This window comes from Achromobacter sp. UBA2119 (assembly GCF_002331005.1).
GTDB lineage: Bacteria > Pseudomonadota > Gammaproteobacteria > Burkholderiales > Burkholderiaceae_B > Achromobacter > Achromobacter animicus.
This window is the reverse complement of sequence record NZ_DCYD01000002.1, coordinates 45117-60942: the sequence shown is the minus strand read 5'-3', so window position 1 is coordinate 60942 and position 15826 is coordinate 45117. Positions and strand designations below refer to the sequence as shown.

General features: G+C 63.7%; 20 protein-coding genes. 7 read left to right on the top strand and 13 right to left on the bottom strand.

Annotated features, from left to right (window positions below; genetic code table 11):
- The first annotated feature begins 129 nt into the window (after window positions 1-129).
- Entirely contained in the window at window positions 130-1935 is a 1806-nt protein-coding gene (locus B3098_RS00545; protein ID WP_286890058.1) for an ABCB family ABC transporter ATP-binding protein/permease, read from the top strand.
- A 51-nt stretch (window positions 1936-1986) separates the two neighbouring features.
- On the top strand, window positions 1987-2373 hold the full coding sequence (locus B3098_RS00540; RefSeq protein WP_175124044.1) for a Rieske (2Fe-2S) protein: 387 nt from the start codon (window positions 1987-1989) through the stop codon (window positions 2371-2373).
- Window positions 2374-2463: 90 nt separating this feature from the next.
- Here B3098_RS00540 and B3098_RS00535 read toward each other — a convergent pair whose 3' ends face one another.
- The gene (locus tag B3098_RS00535) at window positions 2464-3447 is read right to left on the bottom strand and encodes a bile acid:sodium symporter family protein (RefSeq protein ID WP_286890056.1); all 984 of its coding nucleotides are present in this window, start codon (window positions 3445-3447) and stop codon (window positions 2464-2466) included.
- A 111-nt stretch (window positions 3448-3558) separates the two neighbouring features.
- Between B3098_RS00535 and B3098_RS00530 the strand changes: the two genes are divergently transcribed.
- Window positions 3559-4401, top strand: coding sequence for a LysR substrate-binding domain-containing protein (locus tag B3098_RS00530; RefSeq protein ID WP_175124042.1), 843 nt, complete (start codon window positions 3559-3561; stop codon window positions 4399-4401).
- 109 nt (window positions 4402-4510) lie between these two features.
- On the opposite strand, the gene B3098_RS00525 is transcribed toward B3098_RS00530, so the two are convergent.
- The 3 genes from B3098_RS00525 to B3098_RS00515 form a co-directional block, all read right to left on the bottom strand.
- Window positions 4511-4837, bottom strand: coding sequence for a hypothetical protein (locus B3098_RS00525; protein WP_175138530.1), 327 nt, complete (start codon window positions 4835-4837; stop codon window positions 4511-4513).
- 122 nt (window positions 4838-4959) lie between these two features.
- Entirely contained in the window at window positions 4960-5838 is an 879-nt protein-coding gene (locus B3098_RS00520; protein WP_279973403.1) for an N-formylglutamate amidohydrolase, read from the bottom strand.
- Window positions 5839-5840: 2 nt separating this feature from the next.
- A complete protein-coding gene (locus B3098_RS00515; RefSeq protein ID WP_286890055.1) occupies window positions 5841-6830 on the bottom strand; it encodes a Bug family tripartite tricarboxylate transporter substrate binding protein in 990 nt (329 codons plus the stop codon).
- 105 nt (window positions 6831-6935) lie between these two features.
- Here B3098_RS00515 and B3098_RS00510 point away from each other — a divergent pair, with 105 nt between their 5' ends.
- Window positions 6936-7871, top strand: a complete 936-nt coding sequence (locus tag B3098_RS00510) for a LysR substrate-binding domain-containing protein (RefSeq protein WP_279973406.1) — start codon at window positions 6936-6938, stop codon at window positions 7869-7871.
- 120 nt (window positions 7872-7991) lie between these two features.
- Here the strand turns inward: B3098_RS00510 and B3098_RS29015 are convergent, their stop codons facing one another.
- The 6 genes from B3098_RS29015 to B3098_RS00485 form a co-directional block, all read right to left on the bottom strand.
- Entirely contained in the window at window positions 7992-8207 is a 216-nt protein-coding gene (locus B3098_RS29015; RefSeq protein ID WP_006388022.1) for a hypothetical protein, read from the bottom strand.
- Between the two features lie 99 nt (window positions 8208-8306).
- Complete coding sequence (locus B3098_RS00505) at window positions 8307-9413, bottom strand: AGE family epimerase/isomerase (protein WP_286890054.1); 1107 nt, start codon at window positions 9411-9413, stop codon at window positions 8307-8309.
- A gap of 147 nt (window positions 9414-9560) precedes the next feature.
- On the bottom strand, window positions 9561-9773 hold the full coding sequence (locus B3098_RS00500) for a hypothetical protein (RefSeq protein WP_006218759.1): 213 nt from the start codon (window positions 9771-9773) through the stop codon (window positions 9561-9563).
- Between the two features lie 327 nt (window positions 9774-10100).
- Complete coding sequence (locus tag B3098_RS00495; protein WP_175138534.1) at window positions 10101-10325, bottom strand: hypothetical protein; 225 nt, start codon at window positions 10323-10325, stop codon at window positions 10101-10103.
- 72 nt (window positions 10326-10397) lie between these two features.
- The gene (locus B3098_RS00490; protein WP_279973410.1) at window positions 10398-11144 is read right to left on the bottom strand and encodes a sulfite exporter TauE/SafE family protein; all 747 of its coding nucleotides are present in this window, start codon (window positions 11142-11144) and stop codon (window positions 10398-10400) included.
- Window positions 11145-11207: 63 nt separating this feature from the next.
- Entirely contained in the window at window positions 11208-12119 is a 912-nt protein-coding gene (locus B3098_RS00485; protein WP_286890047.1) for a DMT family transporter, read from the bottom strand.
- Between the two features lie 160 nt (window positions 12120-12279).
- Here B3098_RS00485 and B3098_RS00480 point away from each other — a divergent pair, with 160 nt between their 5' ends.
- Both B3098_RS00480 and B3098_RS00475 read left to right on the top strand, forming a co-directional pair.
- Window positions 12280-12750 carry an Lrp/AsnC family transcriptional regulator gene (locus tag B3098_RS00480; RefSeq protein ID WP_006226939.1) on the top strand — a complete coding sequence of 157 codons (471 nt, stop codon included), beginning with the start codon at window positions 12280-12282 and terminating at the stop codon, window positions 12748-12750.
- A gap of 125 nt (window positions 12751-12875) precedes the next feature.
- On the top strand, window positions 12876-13109 hold the full coding sequence (locus B3098_RS00475) for a hypothetical protein (protein WP_175124034.1): 234 nt from the start codon (window positions 12876-12878) through the stop codon (window positions 13107-13109).
- 96 nt (window positions 13110-13205) lie between these two features.
- On the opposite strand, the gene B3098_RS00470 is transcribed toward B3098_RS00475, so the two are convergent.
- Entirely contained in the window at window positions 13206-13802 is a 597-nt protein-coding gene (locus tag B3098_RS00470; RefSeq protein ID WP_175124033.1) for a BPSL1445 family SYLF domain-containing lipoprotein, read from the bottom strand.
- A gap of 100 nt (window positions 13803-13902) precedes the next feature.
- Window positions 13903-14103 carry a hypothetical protein gene (locus tag B3098_RS00465; protein ID WP_224776782.1) on the bottom strand — a complete coding sequence of 67 codons (201 nt, stop codon included), beginning with the start codon at window positions 14101-14103 and terminating at the stop codon, window positions 13903-13905.
- Window positions 14104-14345: 242 nt separating this feature from the next.
- Between B3098_RS00465 and B3098_RS00460 the strand changes: the two genes are divergently transcribed.
- On the top strand, window positions 14346-15299 hold the full coding sequence (locus tag B3098_RS00460; protein WP_286890046.1) for a succinylglutamate desuccinylase/aspartoacylase domain-containing protein: 954 nt from the start codon (window positions 14346-14348) through the stop codon (window positions 15297-15299).
- Window positions 15300-15338: 39 nt separating this feature from the next.
- Here the strand turns inward: B3098_RS00460 and B3098_RS00455 are convergent, their stop codons facing one another.
- Entirely contained in the window at window positions 15339-15773 is a 435-nt protein-coding gene (locus tag B3098_RS00455; protein WP_286890045.1) for a GNAT family acetyltransferase, read from the bottom strand.
- Window positions 15774-15826: the final 53 nt, after the last annotated feature.

The window sequence follows — 15826 nt, the reverse complement described above, 5'->3', positions numbered from 1 at the left end:
TTCAATCCCCCGATGCTGGTGCTTCCGTACCAGGGGTTATCCCTCAAATATTACCGCTGGTGCCTCATAATGCCCTGCAAACGGCCTAACTCCCCTGTCGGAGGCGGCCCCAAACCCAGCATCCCGATCATGAATTCTCCTGAAACGCGGCCCGCCAAGGGCGGCGGACTTGCCACGCTTCGCACGCTGTTTCCCTACCTGTGGCCGCCCGGCAGGACTGGCTTGAAGGTCCGCGTCGTGGCGGCGCTGCTGTGCCTGTTCGCCGCCAAGGCCGCAACCGTCTACGTGCCGCTGCTGTACAAGCAGGCGGTCGACGAACTGGGCAAGGGCGCGCCCGGCACGGTGACGGTGCCGCTCGGCCTGATCCTGGCCTACGGCACGGCCCGCGTCCTGTCGCTGCTGTTCTCGGAACTGCGCGACGCCATCTTCGCGCGCGTCGGCCAGCATGCGATCCGCTCGGTCGGCATGCAGATCTTCCGCCACCTGCATGGGCTGGCGCTGCGCTTTCACCTGGCGCGCCAGACCGGCGGGCTGAATCGCGCCATCGAACGCGGCACCAAGGGCATCCAGACCCTGCTGTCGTTCCTGCTCTTCAACATTCTGCCGACCTTCTTCGAAATCAGCCTAGTCTGCATCGTGCTGTGGAAGATGTTCGACGGCTGGCTGGCGCTGGCCACCGGCGCCACCGTCGTGCTGTACATGGCGTACACGCTTGCCGTGACGGAATGGCGCGCCAAGTTCCGGCGCCAGATGAACGAAACCGACTCCGAGGCCAACACCAAGGCCATCGAGAGCCTGCTGAACTACGAGACCGTCAAGTATTTCGGCAACGAAGAACACGAGGCCCGGCGCTACGACGCCTCGCTCACCCGCTACGAACGCGCCGCCGTGCGCAGCCAGGTCAGCCTGTCGATCCTGAACGTCGGCCAGGCCCTCATCATTTCCACCGGACTGACGCTGGTGATGTGGATGGCGGCCAACGGCATCGCCGAAGGCCGCTATACCCTGGGCGATTTCGTGCTGGTCAACACGTACCTCTTGCAGCTCTACACGCCGCTCAGCTTCTTCGGGTTCATCTACCGCGAAATCAAGCAGGCGCTGATCGACATGGAGCGCATGTTCGAGCTGCTGGGCCAGGACCGCGAAGTGGCGGACCGCCCCGAAGCCACGCCGCTCCAAGTCTCTGGCGGCGCGGTGGAGTTCCGCGACGTGCACTTCGGCTATGACCCGCGTCGCGCCATCCTGAAGGGCGTCAGTTTCTCGATTCCCGCCGGCAAGACGGTGGCCGTGGTAGGCACGTCCGGCGCGGGCAAGTCCACGATCGCGCGGCTGCTGTTCCGTTTCTATGACACCGACAGCGGCGCCATCCTGATCGACGGCCAGGACGTGCGCGACGTCACGCAGGCCAGCGTGCGCGCGGCCATCGGCGTCGTGCCGCAGGACACCGTGCTGTTCAACGACACCATCCGCTACAACATCGGCTACGGCCGGCCGGGCGCCACGGACGCTGAAATCGAGGCCGCCGCGCGCCTTGCTCACATCCACGACCTGATCCTGACCATGCCGGACGGCTACGGCACGATGGTGGGCGAGCGCGGCCTGAAGCTGTCGGGCGGCGAAAAGCAGCGCGTGGCGATTGCCCGCACCATCCTCAAGAATCCGGCCATCTTCCTTTTCGATGAGGCCACCAGCGCGCTCGACACCCATACCGAACGCGAGATCCAGGCCAACCTGCGCGAGGTCAGCCAGGGCCGTAGTACGCTGATCATCGCGCACCGCCTGTCCACGGTGGCGGACGCGGACGAAATCATCGTGCTGGCCGATGGCCGCATCGTCGAACGCGGCCGCCATCCGCAACTGCTGGCCCTAGGCGGCATCTACGCCGGCATGTGGACCCGCCAGCAGGAAAGCGCCCGGTCGGCGCCGGCGGATTGACAAGCCGCGCCCCCTGTCCGAACATCGCACCCTTTGATTGCCAGGCCTCCCATGCAGGATTCCCCCACCCTCCCTGAAGTCCGCGTCTGCGCCGCCGGCGATCTGGTCAACGGCGGCCTCGGCGTGAAGGTGCCCGTGACCGATGGCGCGGGCCGCACCACCGCCTTCTTTGTGCGCTACCAGGACCGGGTGCATGGCTACCTGAACCGCTGCGCCCACGTCGGCGTCGAACTGGACTGGGAAGGCAGCTTCTTCACCCGCGCCGGCGACCTCATCATGTGCGCCCGCCACGGCGCCACCTACCAGCCGGACACGGGCCTGTGTGTGGGCGGCCCCTGTCGAAACGGTCGCCTGACCGCGCTGGACGTGTCCGAGCGCGACGGCAGCGTCTACTGGCAGCCGGCGGGCAAGATCCTTCCTGCGGACGCGGCCGCCTGATCGATTTCGGGGCGGCGCAATGGTTCGGAATTGCGCCCGGCTTTTCGCCCGGGATTGCGGCCCGATTTGCGCCCCGATTTGCGCCCAGCTTTACGCCCGCGCCGCCACCGCCTGCACCGGCTCCGCCCGCTCGGCATAACGCCGCGCCAGCACCGCGCAGACCATGAGCTGCATCTGGTGAAAGATCATCAGCGGCAACACCACCACGCCCATTTGCGACGTGCCGAACAGCACGGTCGCAAGCGGAATTCCGGACGCCAGCGACTTCTTCGATCCGCAGAACACCAGCGTGATCTCGTTCTCCTTGCTCAGCCCCAGCTTGCGGCTGCCCCACGTCGTGATCAACAGCACCGATCCCAGCAATAAGGCGTTCACCAGCACCATCGTGGCAAGGTCGATGGCCGGGAACGCATGCCAGATGCCCTGGGCGACCGCCTCGCTGAACGCGGTGTAGACCGCCAGCAGGATCGAGCTGCGATCCACCTTGGACAGCGTGCGGCTATTGCGCAGCGCCCACGCCCCGATCCAAGGCCGCAGCAGGCTGCCCACCGCGAACGGCAGCAGCAGTTGCAGCAGGATGCGGCCAGCGTCGGCCAAGCCATGCCCGCCGCCCTGGCGATGCAGCAGCACCGCCACCAGCAGCGGCGTCAGCACGGTGCCCAGCAGATTGGAGGCCGTCGCCGCGCAGATCGCACCCGGCACGTTGCCGCGCGCCATCGACGTGAAGGCGATCGACGACTGCACGGTGGACGACAGCGTGCAGACGAACAGCACGCCGATCCACAGCGACGGCGTCAGCAGCCCGGGAAACAGCGCGCGCAGTCCCAGGCCCAGCGCGGGAAACAGCAAAAAGGTGCAGGTTAGGATCAGCCCATGCAGGCGCACGTCCTTCACGCCGGACACGATGGCATCGGTGGACAGCCGCGCACCATGCAGGAAGAACAGGAGCGAGATCGCCACGTTGCTCGCCACCATCATGAACGTGGCGCCCTTGCCCACCGCCGGAAAAAAGCTGGCGAACGCCACCGTGGCGATCAGGATGAGGGTGAATTGGTCGGGCAGGAAGCGGCGCATGGCAAAGGCGTGTTCAGAAAGTTGCGCCCACTATAGGCGCGGCCCTTGCCATCGTGAAGGCCACTGGGTACTTTAACTGTCATTGGAAATCCCTATGACCGCATTCCGCCCATGCTGAACCCGCTCTGGCTCAAGACCTTCGCCGCCGCCGCAGGCGCGCCCAGCTTCACCGAAGCCGCGCGCCGGCTGGGCCTGACCCAGCCCACCGTCAGCGAGCACATCCGCCAGCTCGAACAGGCCGTGAATCGCCGCCTGTTCCAGCGCGACACCCATTCACTCGCGCTGACCAGCGACGGCCGCAGCCTGCTCGTGCATGCCGAGATCATCCTGGCCGCGCACGAAAAGGCCGAGCGCCTCTTCGATGCGCCCCGCCTGCGCGGACGGATCCGGCTGGGCACTTCCGACGATCTGGCGATGGGTCCCCTGCCCGATGTGCTGGCGGCGTTTCGCCTGGCGCATCCCGAAGTCGAGCTGGACTTGACCATCGGCGTCACCACCGACCTCTACAAGCTGCTGGACGACAACCGCCTGGACGTGATGATCGGCAAGCGCCGGCGCGGCGACCGGCGCGGCCAGACGTTGCACAAGGAGGCGCTGCTGTGGCGCGCGAAGGAAGGTCTGCGCGTGGATCCCGACGAGCCCCTGCCGTTGATCCTGTTGCGCGAGCCCAGCGTGACGCGCACGCTGGCGCTCGACGCGTTGGCCCGCGCGGGCCGGAGCTGGCAGATCGTCTGCACCAGCACCAGCTACGCGGGCTGCCAGGCAGCAGCCCGCGCGGGACTGGGCATCACCGTGCAGCCCTCGCACCTGTCCACCGCAGGCCTGTCGGCGCCCGCGGGCGCGGCCAATCTGCCCACGCTGCCGCCCGTGGAATTCATCGTCATCTCAGCCCCCTCGCCAGGCAAACCCACCCGCGCGCTGACCGAGATCCTGATGCGCAGCACCCTGACCTGACCGACCCTTATTGCGGTGCCGACCGCGTGTGCTCGACGCTGCCGTGCAATGCCTGCGGCTGCTTGAGCAACGGCACCGCCTAGTACCCCGGCTTGCCGCGGTCGAGAAACTACTCCGGCAACGGCTCCGGAACGCCGTCCGCATCAACGGATTTCACGCGGTCCAGCGCGTTGCGCGCAGCCGACATCGCTTCGATCGTGCTGCGAAAACGCCGGCTCACGAAAATCTCGAACGCCAGGCTTTCGGGTTCCGGCGCAGCCTGCTCCGCGGTGGGATCCGCGTCTTCGGCGGTCGTCGCAGTTACGGAAGTGTTCGCAGGCGCGGCGGCTTTTACAGGCAGACGCCGCGTCTCCAGAAACGCACGCGGCGGGATGCGCCCCTCGGGCTGGGTCGCATACGCGACCACTGAAAATCCATTGATGATCTTCTCGGACATTGCGGTTTCCTTGAGCGCGTTCATGCAAGCGCACCGACACGTTGCACAACGGCCTGCGGCAAGGAAACTTAAGGGGGCAACGTCCGCAAAATGCCGGTCCGCGCGCCGTTATGCAAGCGACTCTATTTTGTCGACGCGATCGCCTGTGCGCGTACCCGTACGAAGGCCGCCACCTGTTCCAGCACGTGCGACAGATCGGCGCGCAGCGAATCGAAGCCGGCATTGCGTTCGCGCGTTGCCTCGTCCATGTAGAGCGGACGCCGGATCTCGACTTGCAGGCTGTGCCGGTTCAACGCGGGCTGGCCGATCTGCGCGATGAGCTGCACGCCCTTGTACGGATCGTTGCGCGCCACGGTGTAGCCCTTGTCGCGCAGCGCCGTCTCGATCAATGCGATGAACTCGGGCTCGCACGTCGTGCCGTCCCGATCGCCCAGCACGAAGTCCGCCAGGGGATGCTCGCTGTGACGTCCAAGCCGCTCGTAGGCATCGTTCGGCATCGAATGCAGATTGAGGTGCCACACGGCACCAAAACGTTCCTCGACGTGCCGGATCGCCTTGGCCAGCGCCCCGTGATAAGGCTCGTAGTACGCCTGGATCCGATGGCGCACCTGCGCCAGCGTCAGCTTGCGGTCATAGATCGGCGTGGCCTTGTCCATGCGCCGCCAGATCAGTCCCTTGCCCAACCGCGTCTTCTCGCCAGGATCCAGCGGCTCGGGCCAGGGCTCGGCCAGCAGTTCCGGATCCAGATCCTGCAACGTGCGATTCGGGTCGATGTAGACGCGCGGAAAATTGGCAGCCACCAGCGTGGCGCCCAGTGCGGGCGCCGCCGACCACAACGCGTCCACGTGCGTGTCCTCGCCCTGGCGCAATTGCGCCAGCGTGGCCGAGGCCCCGAAATCGTCGGGATAACGCTCGCCGCTATGCGGCGAATCACAGACCAACGGCAACGCGGGCCCGATGGGTTCATGAACGGAAACAGCGGGGAAGTCGGCGGTCGTCATCGTCAATCAGCCTGGATGTTGGCGGTCTTGGCCACTTTTGCATAACGGGCCAAAGCCTGGTCGATCTGCACCTGGAATTCTTGCGGCGTCGTGGGCATCAGCGTACCACCCACCTCTTCGGCCTTCTTGCGGAATTCCGGGTTTTCCATCGCCACGCGAACGGCCTTGTTCAGACGCTCCACCACCGCTTGCGGAGTGCCGGCGGGCGCCACCAGACCGAACCAGCCGCCCGTGCCCATGTCGGGATAGCCAAGTTCGATATACGTGGGCACGTCGGGCAGCAAGGGCGAACGTTCGGCGCCTAGCACGGCCAGCGGACGCAGCTTGCCGCCCAGCACCTGCGGCAACGTCGACGACAGATTGTCCGTGATCGCATCCACTTGTCCGCCCATCACGTCGTTCAACGCCGGACCCGCGCCCCGATAAGGCACGTGCAGCAACTTGATGCCGGACAGCATCATGAAATTCTCGATGTTCACGTGTCCCAGCGAGCCCACGCCCGGCGACGCGAAGCTGTAGCGCTCGGGCGCGCCTTTGGCCAGCGCCACGAATTCGGCCATGTTCCTGGCCGGAATGTTCGGATTGATCGCAAAGATGCTGGGCACGGCCAGCACATTGGCCACCGGCACGAAGTCCTTGACGGGGTCATAGTTCATCTTGCGGAACACGGCCGGATTTGACCCGTGCGTGCTCATGGTCGCCATGCCGATGGTGTACCCGTCCGGCGTCGACCGCGCCACCTGTTCCATGCCCAGCGATCCGCCAGCGCCAGCCTTGTTCTCCACCACGATGGTCTGCTTCAGATCCCGCCCTGCGTATTCAGCCACCAGGCGGGCCACGATGTCGGTCGAACCGCCCGCCGCGAACGGCACCACCAGCTTGATCGGACGCGCGGGATAGTCGGCGGCATGCGTGACGCCGCAGAAGGACAACGTGGCAAACATGCCGGCGAGCGCAAAGCGCGCGGACCGGCCAAAAAGACGGCGGGACATGAGGCGACTCCTGGGTTGTTGTTCTGAAGGCCGCCAGTGTCCAAACTTTACGATCCCCTTTCAAACGACTATATTGCACTCCTTCATTACCAAAGGTCATGCTAGATGCGTTTGCATTCGCCGTCGATGTCCGAGCTGCATGCCTTCGTGACGGCGGCCAGGCTGGGCAGCTTCACTCAGGCTGCGCAAGTGCTGTGCGTCACGCAGGGTGCCATCAGCCGTGCCATCTCGCGCCTGGAGGCGCACTTCGGCCAGCCTCTCATGCACAGGAATGCGCACGGCCTCACGCTGACCGACACCGGCCGCAAGCTCTACGATGGCGCGCGGGCGCCGCTGCAGGCGATCGAAACGCTCAGCTCGGAGTTACGCGCCGACGACCGGCGGCTGCGCTTGACGCTTTCTTCTGTTCCGACGCTGGCCAGCGCGTGGCTTGTGCCGCGCCTGCCGGACTTCCACCAGCGCCACCCTGACATCCAGCTCGGCTTTTCGGCCTACCGCCGCAGCGAAGACTTTTCCGGCGCCACGCCGGATGCCAGCATCCTGTCTGGCACGCCGGCGCAGTGGCCCAACTGGCACGCGGACTACGTCATCGGTCGCGAGATGGTGGTGATCTGCCATCCGGAGCGACTGGCGAAACGTCACGCGCAAGGTCTGTGGAGCACGCCGCAGGGGTTGCTCGGCGAGCCGCTGCTGTTTCATACCAACGGCCAGGAAAACTGGTCGCAATGGTTCAGTGCGGCTGGCGTGGCGCGCGGCAGTGTCGCGCTGTCGAACGGGTTTGATCAGGTATCCATCCTGATACGCGCGGTGATGGCCGACATGGGCATCGCGGTGCTGCAACGCTGCCTGGTCCGGGACGAACTGCAGGCGGGCCGGGTCGCCGCGCCCTTTCCAGACCTGGTCATCCGCATCGACCGCGGTTATCACCTGTGCGCTCCCGCACAGCGGCGCGATCACTACGCCCTCGCCTGTTTCCGCCAATGGCTGCTGGAAACCGCCAGCCGCGATCCCGATGTCATGGCGGCACGCGCCCCTTGCTGAACGCCCCGCGCATCGCGCCGCGCCGGCTATCGTCCTCACTTTTCCGCACGCCGAATTCCGCCCCAAAAGCAACGGGCCCCATGAAGGGGCCCGTGTCGTACGAGTGCCGGTGAATTCCGATCAGGGCGCGAGCTTGAAGCCCAGGTCCACGCCCCATTTGTCGGTCTCGCGCAGCCATTTCGCGCCGCAATTCAGGCAGCGGAAGTGATCTTCGCGGCTTTCCTCCCGGCCTTTCTGCGTTGGGTTGGTAAATCCTTGATGTCCCAGGTGCGAATGCGGCGCTACGCCTGCAAGTCCTGGATTAATGCGTTGGCAAGCCAAACACATAACGCTCATTGATGCTTCCCCACAAACAGTGTTAGCAAATTGTAAGGGATTTCACCAATGTCTTTCTATTAAATCGCCTTTATAGGGAGAACTAAATTGTTAACGTGATTAGCAAACAACGTTTTGTAACGCCGCCAAACATGTTGCTAGGTGATAGGGGGATGTGGAGGGCATATCGGGCCGCGTCACGTTTCCGTTTGTATCCAGGCATTCGTACCAGCCTGGGGGGTGCAGGAAGCGGCTGCGGAAATTTGCCAGCGCCGGTTGCAGCGCGGGTAGATCGCCCATCACCGCCAACGCCCTGAGGTACTCCGTCTGGGCCCAGATTCGGCGGGTATCGTCCGCAACCTTGCCGGACTCGTCCAGCGAGGCGATCACGCCCGCGGCATCGACGCCATGATCACGCGACCACTGCACGGCGCGCGGCAGGGACTCTACAAGGTCCAGACCTTCGAACACCTGCGCCGATTCGTGCACGAGAGACAGCCATTCGAATTGATGGCCGGGCTCCAGCCGGTTTGCAGCACTGCCCTGCAACGCCTCTGATACGCATTGCGTCGGCGCATGCACAAAGAACTGGCTGATGCCTTGCGCAAGTTCGCGCAGTTGCTGCGCAAACCAGGCGGGTTCGGCAACCTGCGCCGCCGCCAGATAGGCTTCGGTCAGATGCATCATCGGATTCTGCGCCGGCGGTTTCAGCGGCTGCGAGAAGTCCGCGCTGAGCGCCGCGTGATACAGCGAATCGGTGGTCTTGAAACGCGCCTCGATCGTGCGCGCCGTGGCCAGCATCAGTTTGCGCGCCTGCGCGTTGCGGCTACGCCGGAAATAGGCGGAAGCGGCCAGCACGATGAACGCGTGCGTGTACAGGTCCTGCGTATCGTCCAGCGGCTGACCCGCCGCATCGACGCTGTATCGCCAACCGCCGTGCTCGTCCTGGAACACGCGCCGCAGGGATTCGAACAACCGGTCCGCATGCTGCGCGGCCGCCTCGCCCGGCGCCTGCGCAAAAACATACAACTGGCGCGCACAAGCCATCGCGCGATAACGCGTTGGTGGCAACGGTTCACCGCTGGCGGAATTCAGAGATTCGTAAGGCAGAGCAAGCGTTTCGTTGAAACCGCGGCCCAACCACATGGGCAACACGACCGAATCAAAATGCGCCCGCAGCGCGCGGATATCATCCGCTAGAAAGGAATTGGTCTGTGCGGCAGTCATCTTGGAACGACGCATACCCGACGAGGGCCCCAGGTTTTGGAGCAGCAACGATAACCGAAATCGTCGTCGCCATCTCGAAGGTATGCGCCACGTGCTCATGCACACACAGACCGGTCGTGCCGATCAGCTCCGTCCAGGGTGCAAGCCCTATCGGAAGATATTTTCCTCTACCCAGTTTTGCGCGAAGATTTCCGCGCGATCACGTGCTTCGTCCAACGAAGCGCAGTTGCCCAAGTGGGAAAACGCGGCATCCACTTCGGTGCCGCCCTCAGCCGTAACCGTCAGCAATACGCCATATCCGCCGGTATCCATGGCCGCTGTGGAAACGTCGATCAGTACTTCCTGGTCACGATGCTGCATGTGCTACCTCCCAGTCGGTTACCTAAACGCGCGAACCACGCGTGACGTGCGACAGGGCAAAATTACCCGCGCAAGACAATAGACCTGCATCCGTCACGCAAAGTTCATCTTACTGGTCGGACGCAGGGTGGAATACGTCCGAAAGATGTCAATTCCCACATTCCGTCTCAGGATATGCCTTGCCGCACTGTAGGGATGGCATCCAGCACGAAATACTGCGAAAACATTCGCAACCATGCAGTACTTTGCCTGCGGCTGTTCAAATGACGGATATGGTGAACTGCGTAATCGGGCGATTGTCTTACCGCCGCGAAGACCGCAAATGGCTTAGCGCAAATGGATGGCGCCCGGCTCTTCCATGCGCAGCGAGAGCCTGCCCTTGTCGGTGATGACCCAGCGGCCATCGGCGCCGGATTCAATGCAGCGCAAGGTTTCCAGCGCCTGCGCGACATGCGCGGGCACTTCGGTCTGGACCGCGCCGGGTTCGTTGTTGTCGGCCACGACGCGTAGCCAATGTCCCAGTTCGCCCTTTTCGAAACGATGCAATGCCATGCGTGATTCTCTCTTGAATTTGTCAACGATAGCACGGCCGTCAAGCCCTTTCCGCCCCTCAGGCGGAGGCACTCAGGCAAGCAGGCGGGGCACTGACGACGCAAGCAACGCGATGCCGGATATCGTCAACAAGCCCAGCACCACCCGGCGAAACGCGACATCGCTGATGCCCACATAGACGCGCGTGCCCCATATCGTCGGCACAAGCATTGCGGGCACGATCAATGCAAACAGCGGCAACATGTCGCGCGTGACGACACCGGTCAGCACATAACTGGCCATCGTCACCGCCAGCATCGACAAGTTGAAGTTCTGGATCACCGCGCGCTGCACGTCGCGATCAAAGCCGCGCAAGGTGCACCACAACGTGGGAATCACGCCGGTGAAACCGCCCAACCCGCCCATGACGCCACCGATCGCGCCGGCCACGCCATCGGCCACCTTGCCCCCCACCGTGATGCGCGGCATCCGCGCGGCAAACAGCATGATCGGACACCAGATGGCGAGCAGTCCGCCGATGAAGGCCTTGAACACCACGGGGTCCAGATGCGGCAGCACCTTTACGCCCAGCGGAATGCCGAGCAATCCGCCGACGACGAACGGCAGCAGATGCGCCATGGCAAAGCCGCGACGCACCGTGAACGCCGCCAGCAATTGCCCGGTCAATGCGCCGAACACCGCCATCGCCGCAGCAAGCCGCGGGTCCACGGTCCAGGCCCAGAACGACATGGCGACCATGCCGAAGCCAAAGCCCGACAGGCCTTGCACAAAGCCCGCGGCCATCGCTCCCACCACGACCACTACATATAACGAGTCCATATCCGCAGCGCGTTCCGCATCACCGGCCGGCACCATTTCCGGCGCACGCCATTCTAGTGCGTTCTAGGAAGGACGCAGCGCAAGCGGTCGCCGCAGGCGCGTGGCCAACGCGGACGCGGCGACGCTGGCGGCAATCAGCGCAAGTCCAAGCGCCAGGTCTGCCGAGATGCGTTCGTGGAAGACGACGGACGACACGATCAAACCGATCACCGGCACGCACAGCATCGCGATGGACGTCGCGGCAGGCGGCAGTTTCTGCGTCATGCCCAGCACGACGATGAACGTCAGCGCCGTGGCAAGCGGTCCGGTGTACAGGATCAGCGGCCAGGCCTGCGCATCGCCCAGAAAGGTCGGCGCGCCGTCGCGCAGCCATGCCAGCGCGGCCAGCGGGATCGTGGCCATCGCGGTTTGCCAGGGAATCATGTCGGCGCCCAGCCGCACATGGCGATTGGCGCGCAACTGGATGATGTTGCAGGCCCAGGCAAATGACGCGCCCAACAGCATCACCAGACCGATGACGGTATGCGCCTGCCACGGGCTGAATGCGGGCGCGACGATGACGCCAATGCCGGCGTAGCTGAGCGCCGTCGCCAGCCATTGGCCCATCGAGAGGCGTTCCTTCAAGATCATCGATGACAAGGGAATCACCCAGATGGATGTCGCATAGGCAATGACCGAGGCGCGGCCTGGCGCCACGTATTGCAGGGCCCAAAGCGCCAACGCCGTGAATGCGCCCATCTGCAGCAAGGCCACGCCCGCCACCAGCAGCCATTCCTGACGCGAGGGCAAACGCAAGCGACCCAGCGCCGCTAGCACCAGCACGCTGATCAGCGCGGCGGAGCCGAATCGGCTGGCGGCAAGCCACAACGGACTCATGTGCGCCAGGCCCAACTTCATGACGGGCCAGTTTCCGCCCCAAATGGCAACCGCGCCCGCGAGCGGGAGGAACTTGCGAAGACTGCCGTACTGACTCATTACTACCCTGCTCTGCCGCTGATTATTCTGCATTTCGGCGCTTTGACCGGAGGACGGAACAGTCTATAGGGTAAACCCCAGCATTTTTGACCGCTTTCTGCGCCAATAACCGGCATACTCAGCACAGATGCACTGCCAACCTGCCGCTTGAAGGTCACTTATGCCGGAAATCAACCTGGATGCCACCGACATCCGCATCCTGAATGAACTTCAACGCGACGCTCGGCTCACCAACGTTGAGCTGGCCGCGCGCGTCAACCTGTCTGCTTCGCCGTGCCTGGCGCGCGTGCGGCGACTGGAAACCGAAGGCCTCATCGATCGGCGCGTCACGCTGCTGAATGCGCGCAAATTGGGTCTGAAGGTCAACGTCTTCATCCAGATCTCGCTGGACAAGCAGCGCAAGGCCGCGCTCGACGTGTTTGAACGCGAGATCGCGGTGCTGCCCGAAATCATGGAGTGCTACCTGATGTCCGGCGACGCCGACTACCTGATCCGTGCGCTCGTGCCGGATGTCGATGCGCTGGAACGACTGATCGTCGAACACATCACCCGCATCCCCGGCGTGGCAAGCATCCGTTCCAGCTTTGCGCTCAAGCAGGTGCTCTACACCACCGCCGTGCCGCTTGCCTGACGCCGCATTTCGTATCCATCCGGCGCTTGCGGGATTGCGGGGGCCGGCCCACAATGAAAACGCATGACGCCGGCTTTTCCTGATCGGCGTCAGCATCCCTCCCATCGCTTAGCAAGGAGCAAACCATGCCCGAAACCGAATGGTTCCCCGGCAATTCGCTACCCGATCGTCAGGGTTACTTTGAAGTGGAGTTCGCCAGCGGCGAAACCGAAATCACGCGCTATGGCATGTTGGGCTGGGAGCCCGAAGAAGAGCGCGGCCACATCCTGCGCTGGCGCGGGCTGGATCCGCACATCGAGCAAGCCGAGATCGAGCGCGAAGCAGCCCTGCGCAACAACAGCGACAACGTGATCGGCTGAACGGCCGGCACACCTCGCGGGGCGGGTCCAACCTGCCCCGCATAAAACAAAACGCCGCGGAAGAATCCGCGGCGTTTTGACTGGGCGCTTGCCCGATCAGCGGTCGAGCTTCGAGATCTTCGTGCCCGCGAGCGACACGCCCGCCATCAGGCCACCGTTGTTCATCACGAAGCCCACCACCGGCTGCTGAGCCGTGTTGGTGTCGATGCGGCCATTGGCGCCGATGTTGACCACCGCCACCGTGGCGTCCGCGCCAACGGTCCAACCGCTGCTGTTGCGGAACTTGTTCAAGGCGTCATCCGTCATGAACAGCAGGATCATCGCCTTCGATTGCGCGCCGGCCTGGAAGCCGATCGAGCCCGCGGTCGTGCTGTAGTAGCCGGCATTCTGCCCGCCCACGCGCAGCACGCCCTTGCCATGTTCGGCGCCCACGATAAAGCTGCCGCTCAGCACGTCCGGAAACACCAGCACGCCCTTGGCGCGCGCCACCAGATCCTTGGACTGGGGAGCGGCTTCATAAAGCTTGGCGAGGGTCGCGTTGGCCGCGCTGTTCATCGACTGCCGCTGCTCGGACGTCGAGGCGGCCGGCGACTTGCTGGGCGTGGTCGTCGTGCAACCCGCAAAAACGAGACCGGCGGCGCCAATCGCGATCGCCATGCCGGTGCGGCGCAGAACAGGAAAAGTGTCGAACATGGAGCTCTCCTTTTGTTGTCATACAGGGACAACTGTACCGGGCATTCCAGATCCGACAAGTCAGACGAATGTGATAAACGAAACAAAACACTAGCGAGCGCTAGAGAATTCCGTAGCGAGGTTCACCGGTGTACTCGTCCACGGACAGGATGCCGGAGAGCACCAGTTCGGCATGGCGCCGTGCACTGACGGGGTCGTTGAAGGTCACGAAGCGGGGCAGTGACCAGCGCCGCGCAACGGTCTCGTTGCCGTTGCGGCTCACAAGTATTTCAATAGCCAACACGCCGGTATTCAAGTCCACGACTTCGCACTGCACTTGAAAACCATTGATATGACGCTGTGGCCACCCACTCATGCTGCACCTATGAATTCCGACTGCCCGGCCGCAATATGCCCCAAAGAAAAAGGCTTGGAAAGCGAACTTTTTTAGGGGTAAAAACGTACTAATCCACCTAGTGCTGAGGCATCTTGAAGATCGCAAAAATGCGATCAAAAACGCTGTTTTCCCGCTTTGTCTTCAACATCCACCTTCAACCAACTCTCATGACCACACCTGGCTTCGAACCTGATACCGCTCCGCTGGAAGTCTTGCCGCGTGACCTCTCTGCCTACCGCGAGGGCAACACCGGCATTCCCTATGTGCACCGCTTTGAATCCGGCAAGCCCGGGCCGCACGTGCTCATCAACGCCATCACGCACGGCAACGAGATCTGTGGCATGGTGGCCGCCACCCATCTGCTGGACACCGGCGTACGCCCGAAGATCGGCACACTGACGGTCAGCTTTGCCCACGTCGAGGCCTACGAGGCCTTCGACATCGACCGGCCTTACGACAACCGCCAGCTCGTCCACAACCTGAATCGCATCTGGTCCGCCGCCATGCTCGACGGCGCGGAGGACAGCCCCGAACTGCGCCGTGCCCGCGAAATGCGCCCCATCCTGGATGCCGCCGACTTCGTGCTGGACATCCATTCCACGCGCGCGCCCGTGCAACCGTTCTGGGTCTACAACGAGATGGACCGCAACACCGCGCTGGCCGCGGCTGTCGGATCACCGCAGGTCCATCTGGTCATGCCGCAAGACAAGTTTCCGGGCACCGGTGTCATGGGCTACGGCCATCACGGTGACCCGCTGTCGAACAGTGGCGGCGCGCTCGTCGTCGAATGCGGCCAGCATTTCGCCCGCTCCGCCGCCGACCTCGCCACCGACGTCACCCTGCGCTTTCTGGCGCATCTGGGTCTCTTCGACACCCCGGCCGGCACGCCGCCCCCGCCCACCCCGCAACGCTATCGCCTGCTGGAGGTCCACATGGTGAAGTCCGAAGACTTCACCTTCACGCGACCCGTGATCGGCTTCGAGACCTTCGACAAGGGCGAGCTGATTGCCATGAACGGCACGGAAGAAATCCGCTCCCCGTGCGATGCGTGCACGATCTTCATGCCCACGCGCATGCCGATTGTCGGACGTGAAGCCGTGTATTTGACGCAGGCGATTTAAGACCGATGATTCGAGGCGGGTATTTCGTACCCGCCATCTTCAAAGATCCGGTATCAGGCGCTTGCCCATGCTGATCACCGCGTCCTCCTGAAACCCCAGGCTATCGTAGAAGCGCTTTACCACGATGTTGTCCGAACGGATCAGCAGATTGATTTTCGGACATCCCATCTCCAGCAGCTTGCGCTCCACGGCCCGCATCAGCGCCGTGGCGATCTGACGCCGCCGATGCTCGGGCGACACGGCCAAATAGTTGATCCAGCCGCGGTGACCGTCGTAGCCGCCCATCAGCGTCGCCACGATCTCACCGTCCAGCACGCCTACCAGAAACAGATCGGACTGCACCGTCAACTTGCGCGCGATGTCCTTGCGCGGATCGTTCCACGGACGCGTCAGCCCGCAGACGTGCCACAGCGCGATAAGCGCCGTCTCGTCGGTCGGATGAAAAGGCCGGATGGCGAGGTCTTGATGAGACATGCTTCATTCCTTGTGATGAAAGAATGAAGGCCTTGCGACACGCCTCGGCGGGG

Excerpts from the sequence above, each read along its gene's own strand:
- B3098_RS00470 (WP_175124033.1), bottom strand. The coding sequence starts at position 13,802 with ATGTTCGACACTTTTCCTGTTCTGCGCCGCACCGGCATGGCGATCGCG.
- B3098_RS00455 (WP_286890045.1), bottom strand. The coding sequence starts at position 15,773 with ATGTCTCATCAAGACCTCGCCATCCGGCCTTTTCATCCGACCGACGAG.
- B3098_RS00515 (WP_286890055.1), bottom strand. The coding sequence starts at position 6,830 with ATGTCCCGCCGTCTTTTTGGCCGGTCCGCGCGCTTTGCGCTCGCCGGC.
- B3098_RS29015 (WP_006388022.1), bottom strand. The coding sequence starts at position 8,207 with ATGAGCGTTATGTGTTTGGCTTGCCAACGCATTAATCCAGGACTTGCA.
- B3098_RS00490 (WP_279973410.1), bottom strand. The coding sequence starts at position 11,144 with ATGGACTCGTTATATGTAGTGGTCGTGGTGGGAGCGATGGCCGCGGGC.
- B3098_RS00525 (WP_175138530.1), bottom strand. The coding sequence starts at position 4,837 with ATGTCCGAGAAGATCATCAATGGATTTTCAGTGGTCGCGTATGCGACC.
- B3098_RS00495 (WP_175138534.1), bottom strand. The coding sequence starts at position 10,325 with ATGGCATTGCATCGTTTCGAAAAGGGCGAACTGGGACATTGGCTACGC.
- B3098_RS00510 (WP_279973406.1), top strand. The coding sequence starts at position 6,936 with ATGCGTTTGCATTCGCCGTCGATGTCCGAGCTGCATGCCTTCGTGACG.
- B3098_RS00485 (WP_286890047.1), bottom strand. The coding sequence starts at position 12,119 with ATGAGTCAGTACGGCAGTCTTCGCAAGTTCCTCCCGCTCGCGGGCGCG.
- B3098_RS00460 (WP_286890046.1), top strand. The coding sequence starts at position 14,346 with ATGACCACACCTGGCTTCGAACCTGATACCGCTCCGCTGGAAGTCTTG.
- B3098_RS00540 (WP_175124044.1), top strand. The coding sequence starts at position 1,987 with ATGCAGGATTCCCCCACCCTCCCTGAAGTCCGCGTCTGCGCCGCCGGC.
- B3098_RS00500 (WP_006218759.1), bottom strand. The coding sequence starts at position 9,773 with ATGCAGCATCGTGACCAGGAAGTACTGATCGACGTTTCCACAGCGGCC.
- B3098_RS00505 (WP_286890054.1), bottom strand. The coding sequence starts at position 9,413 with ATGACTGCCGCACAGACCAATTCCTTTCTAGCGGATGATATCCGCGCG.
- B3098_RS00520 (WP_279973403.1), bottom strand. The coding sequence starts at position 5,838 with ATGACGACCGCCGACTTCCCCGCTGTTTCCGTTCATGAACCCATCGGG.
- B3098_RS00480 (WP_006226939.1), top strand. The coding sequence starts at position 12,280 with ATGCCGGAAATCAACCTGGATGCCACCGACATCCGCATCCTGAATGAA.
- B3098_RS00475 (WP_175124034.1), top strand. The coding sequence starts at position 12,876 with ATGCCCGAAACCGAATGGTTCCCCGGCAATTCGCTACCCGATCGTCAG.
- B3098_RS00535 (WP_286890056.1), bottom strand. The coding sequence starts at position 3,447 with ATGCGCCGCTTCCTGCCCGACCAATTCACCCTCATCCTGATCGCCACG.
- B3098_RS00545 (WP_286890058.1), top strand. The coding sequence starts at position 130 with ATGAATTCTCCTGAAACGCGGCCCGCCAAGGGCGGCGGACTTGCCACG.
- B3098_RS00530 (WP_175124042.1), top strand. The coding sequence starts at position 3,559 with ATGCTGAACCCGCTCTGGCTCAAGACCTTCGCCGCCGCCGCAGGCGCG.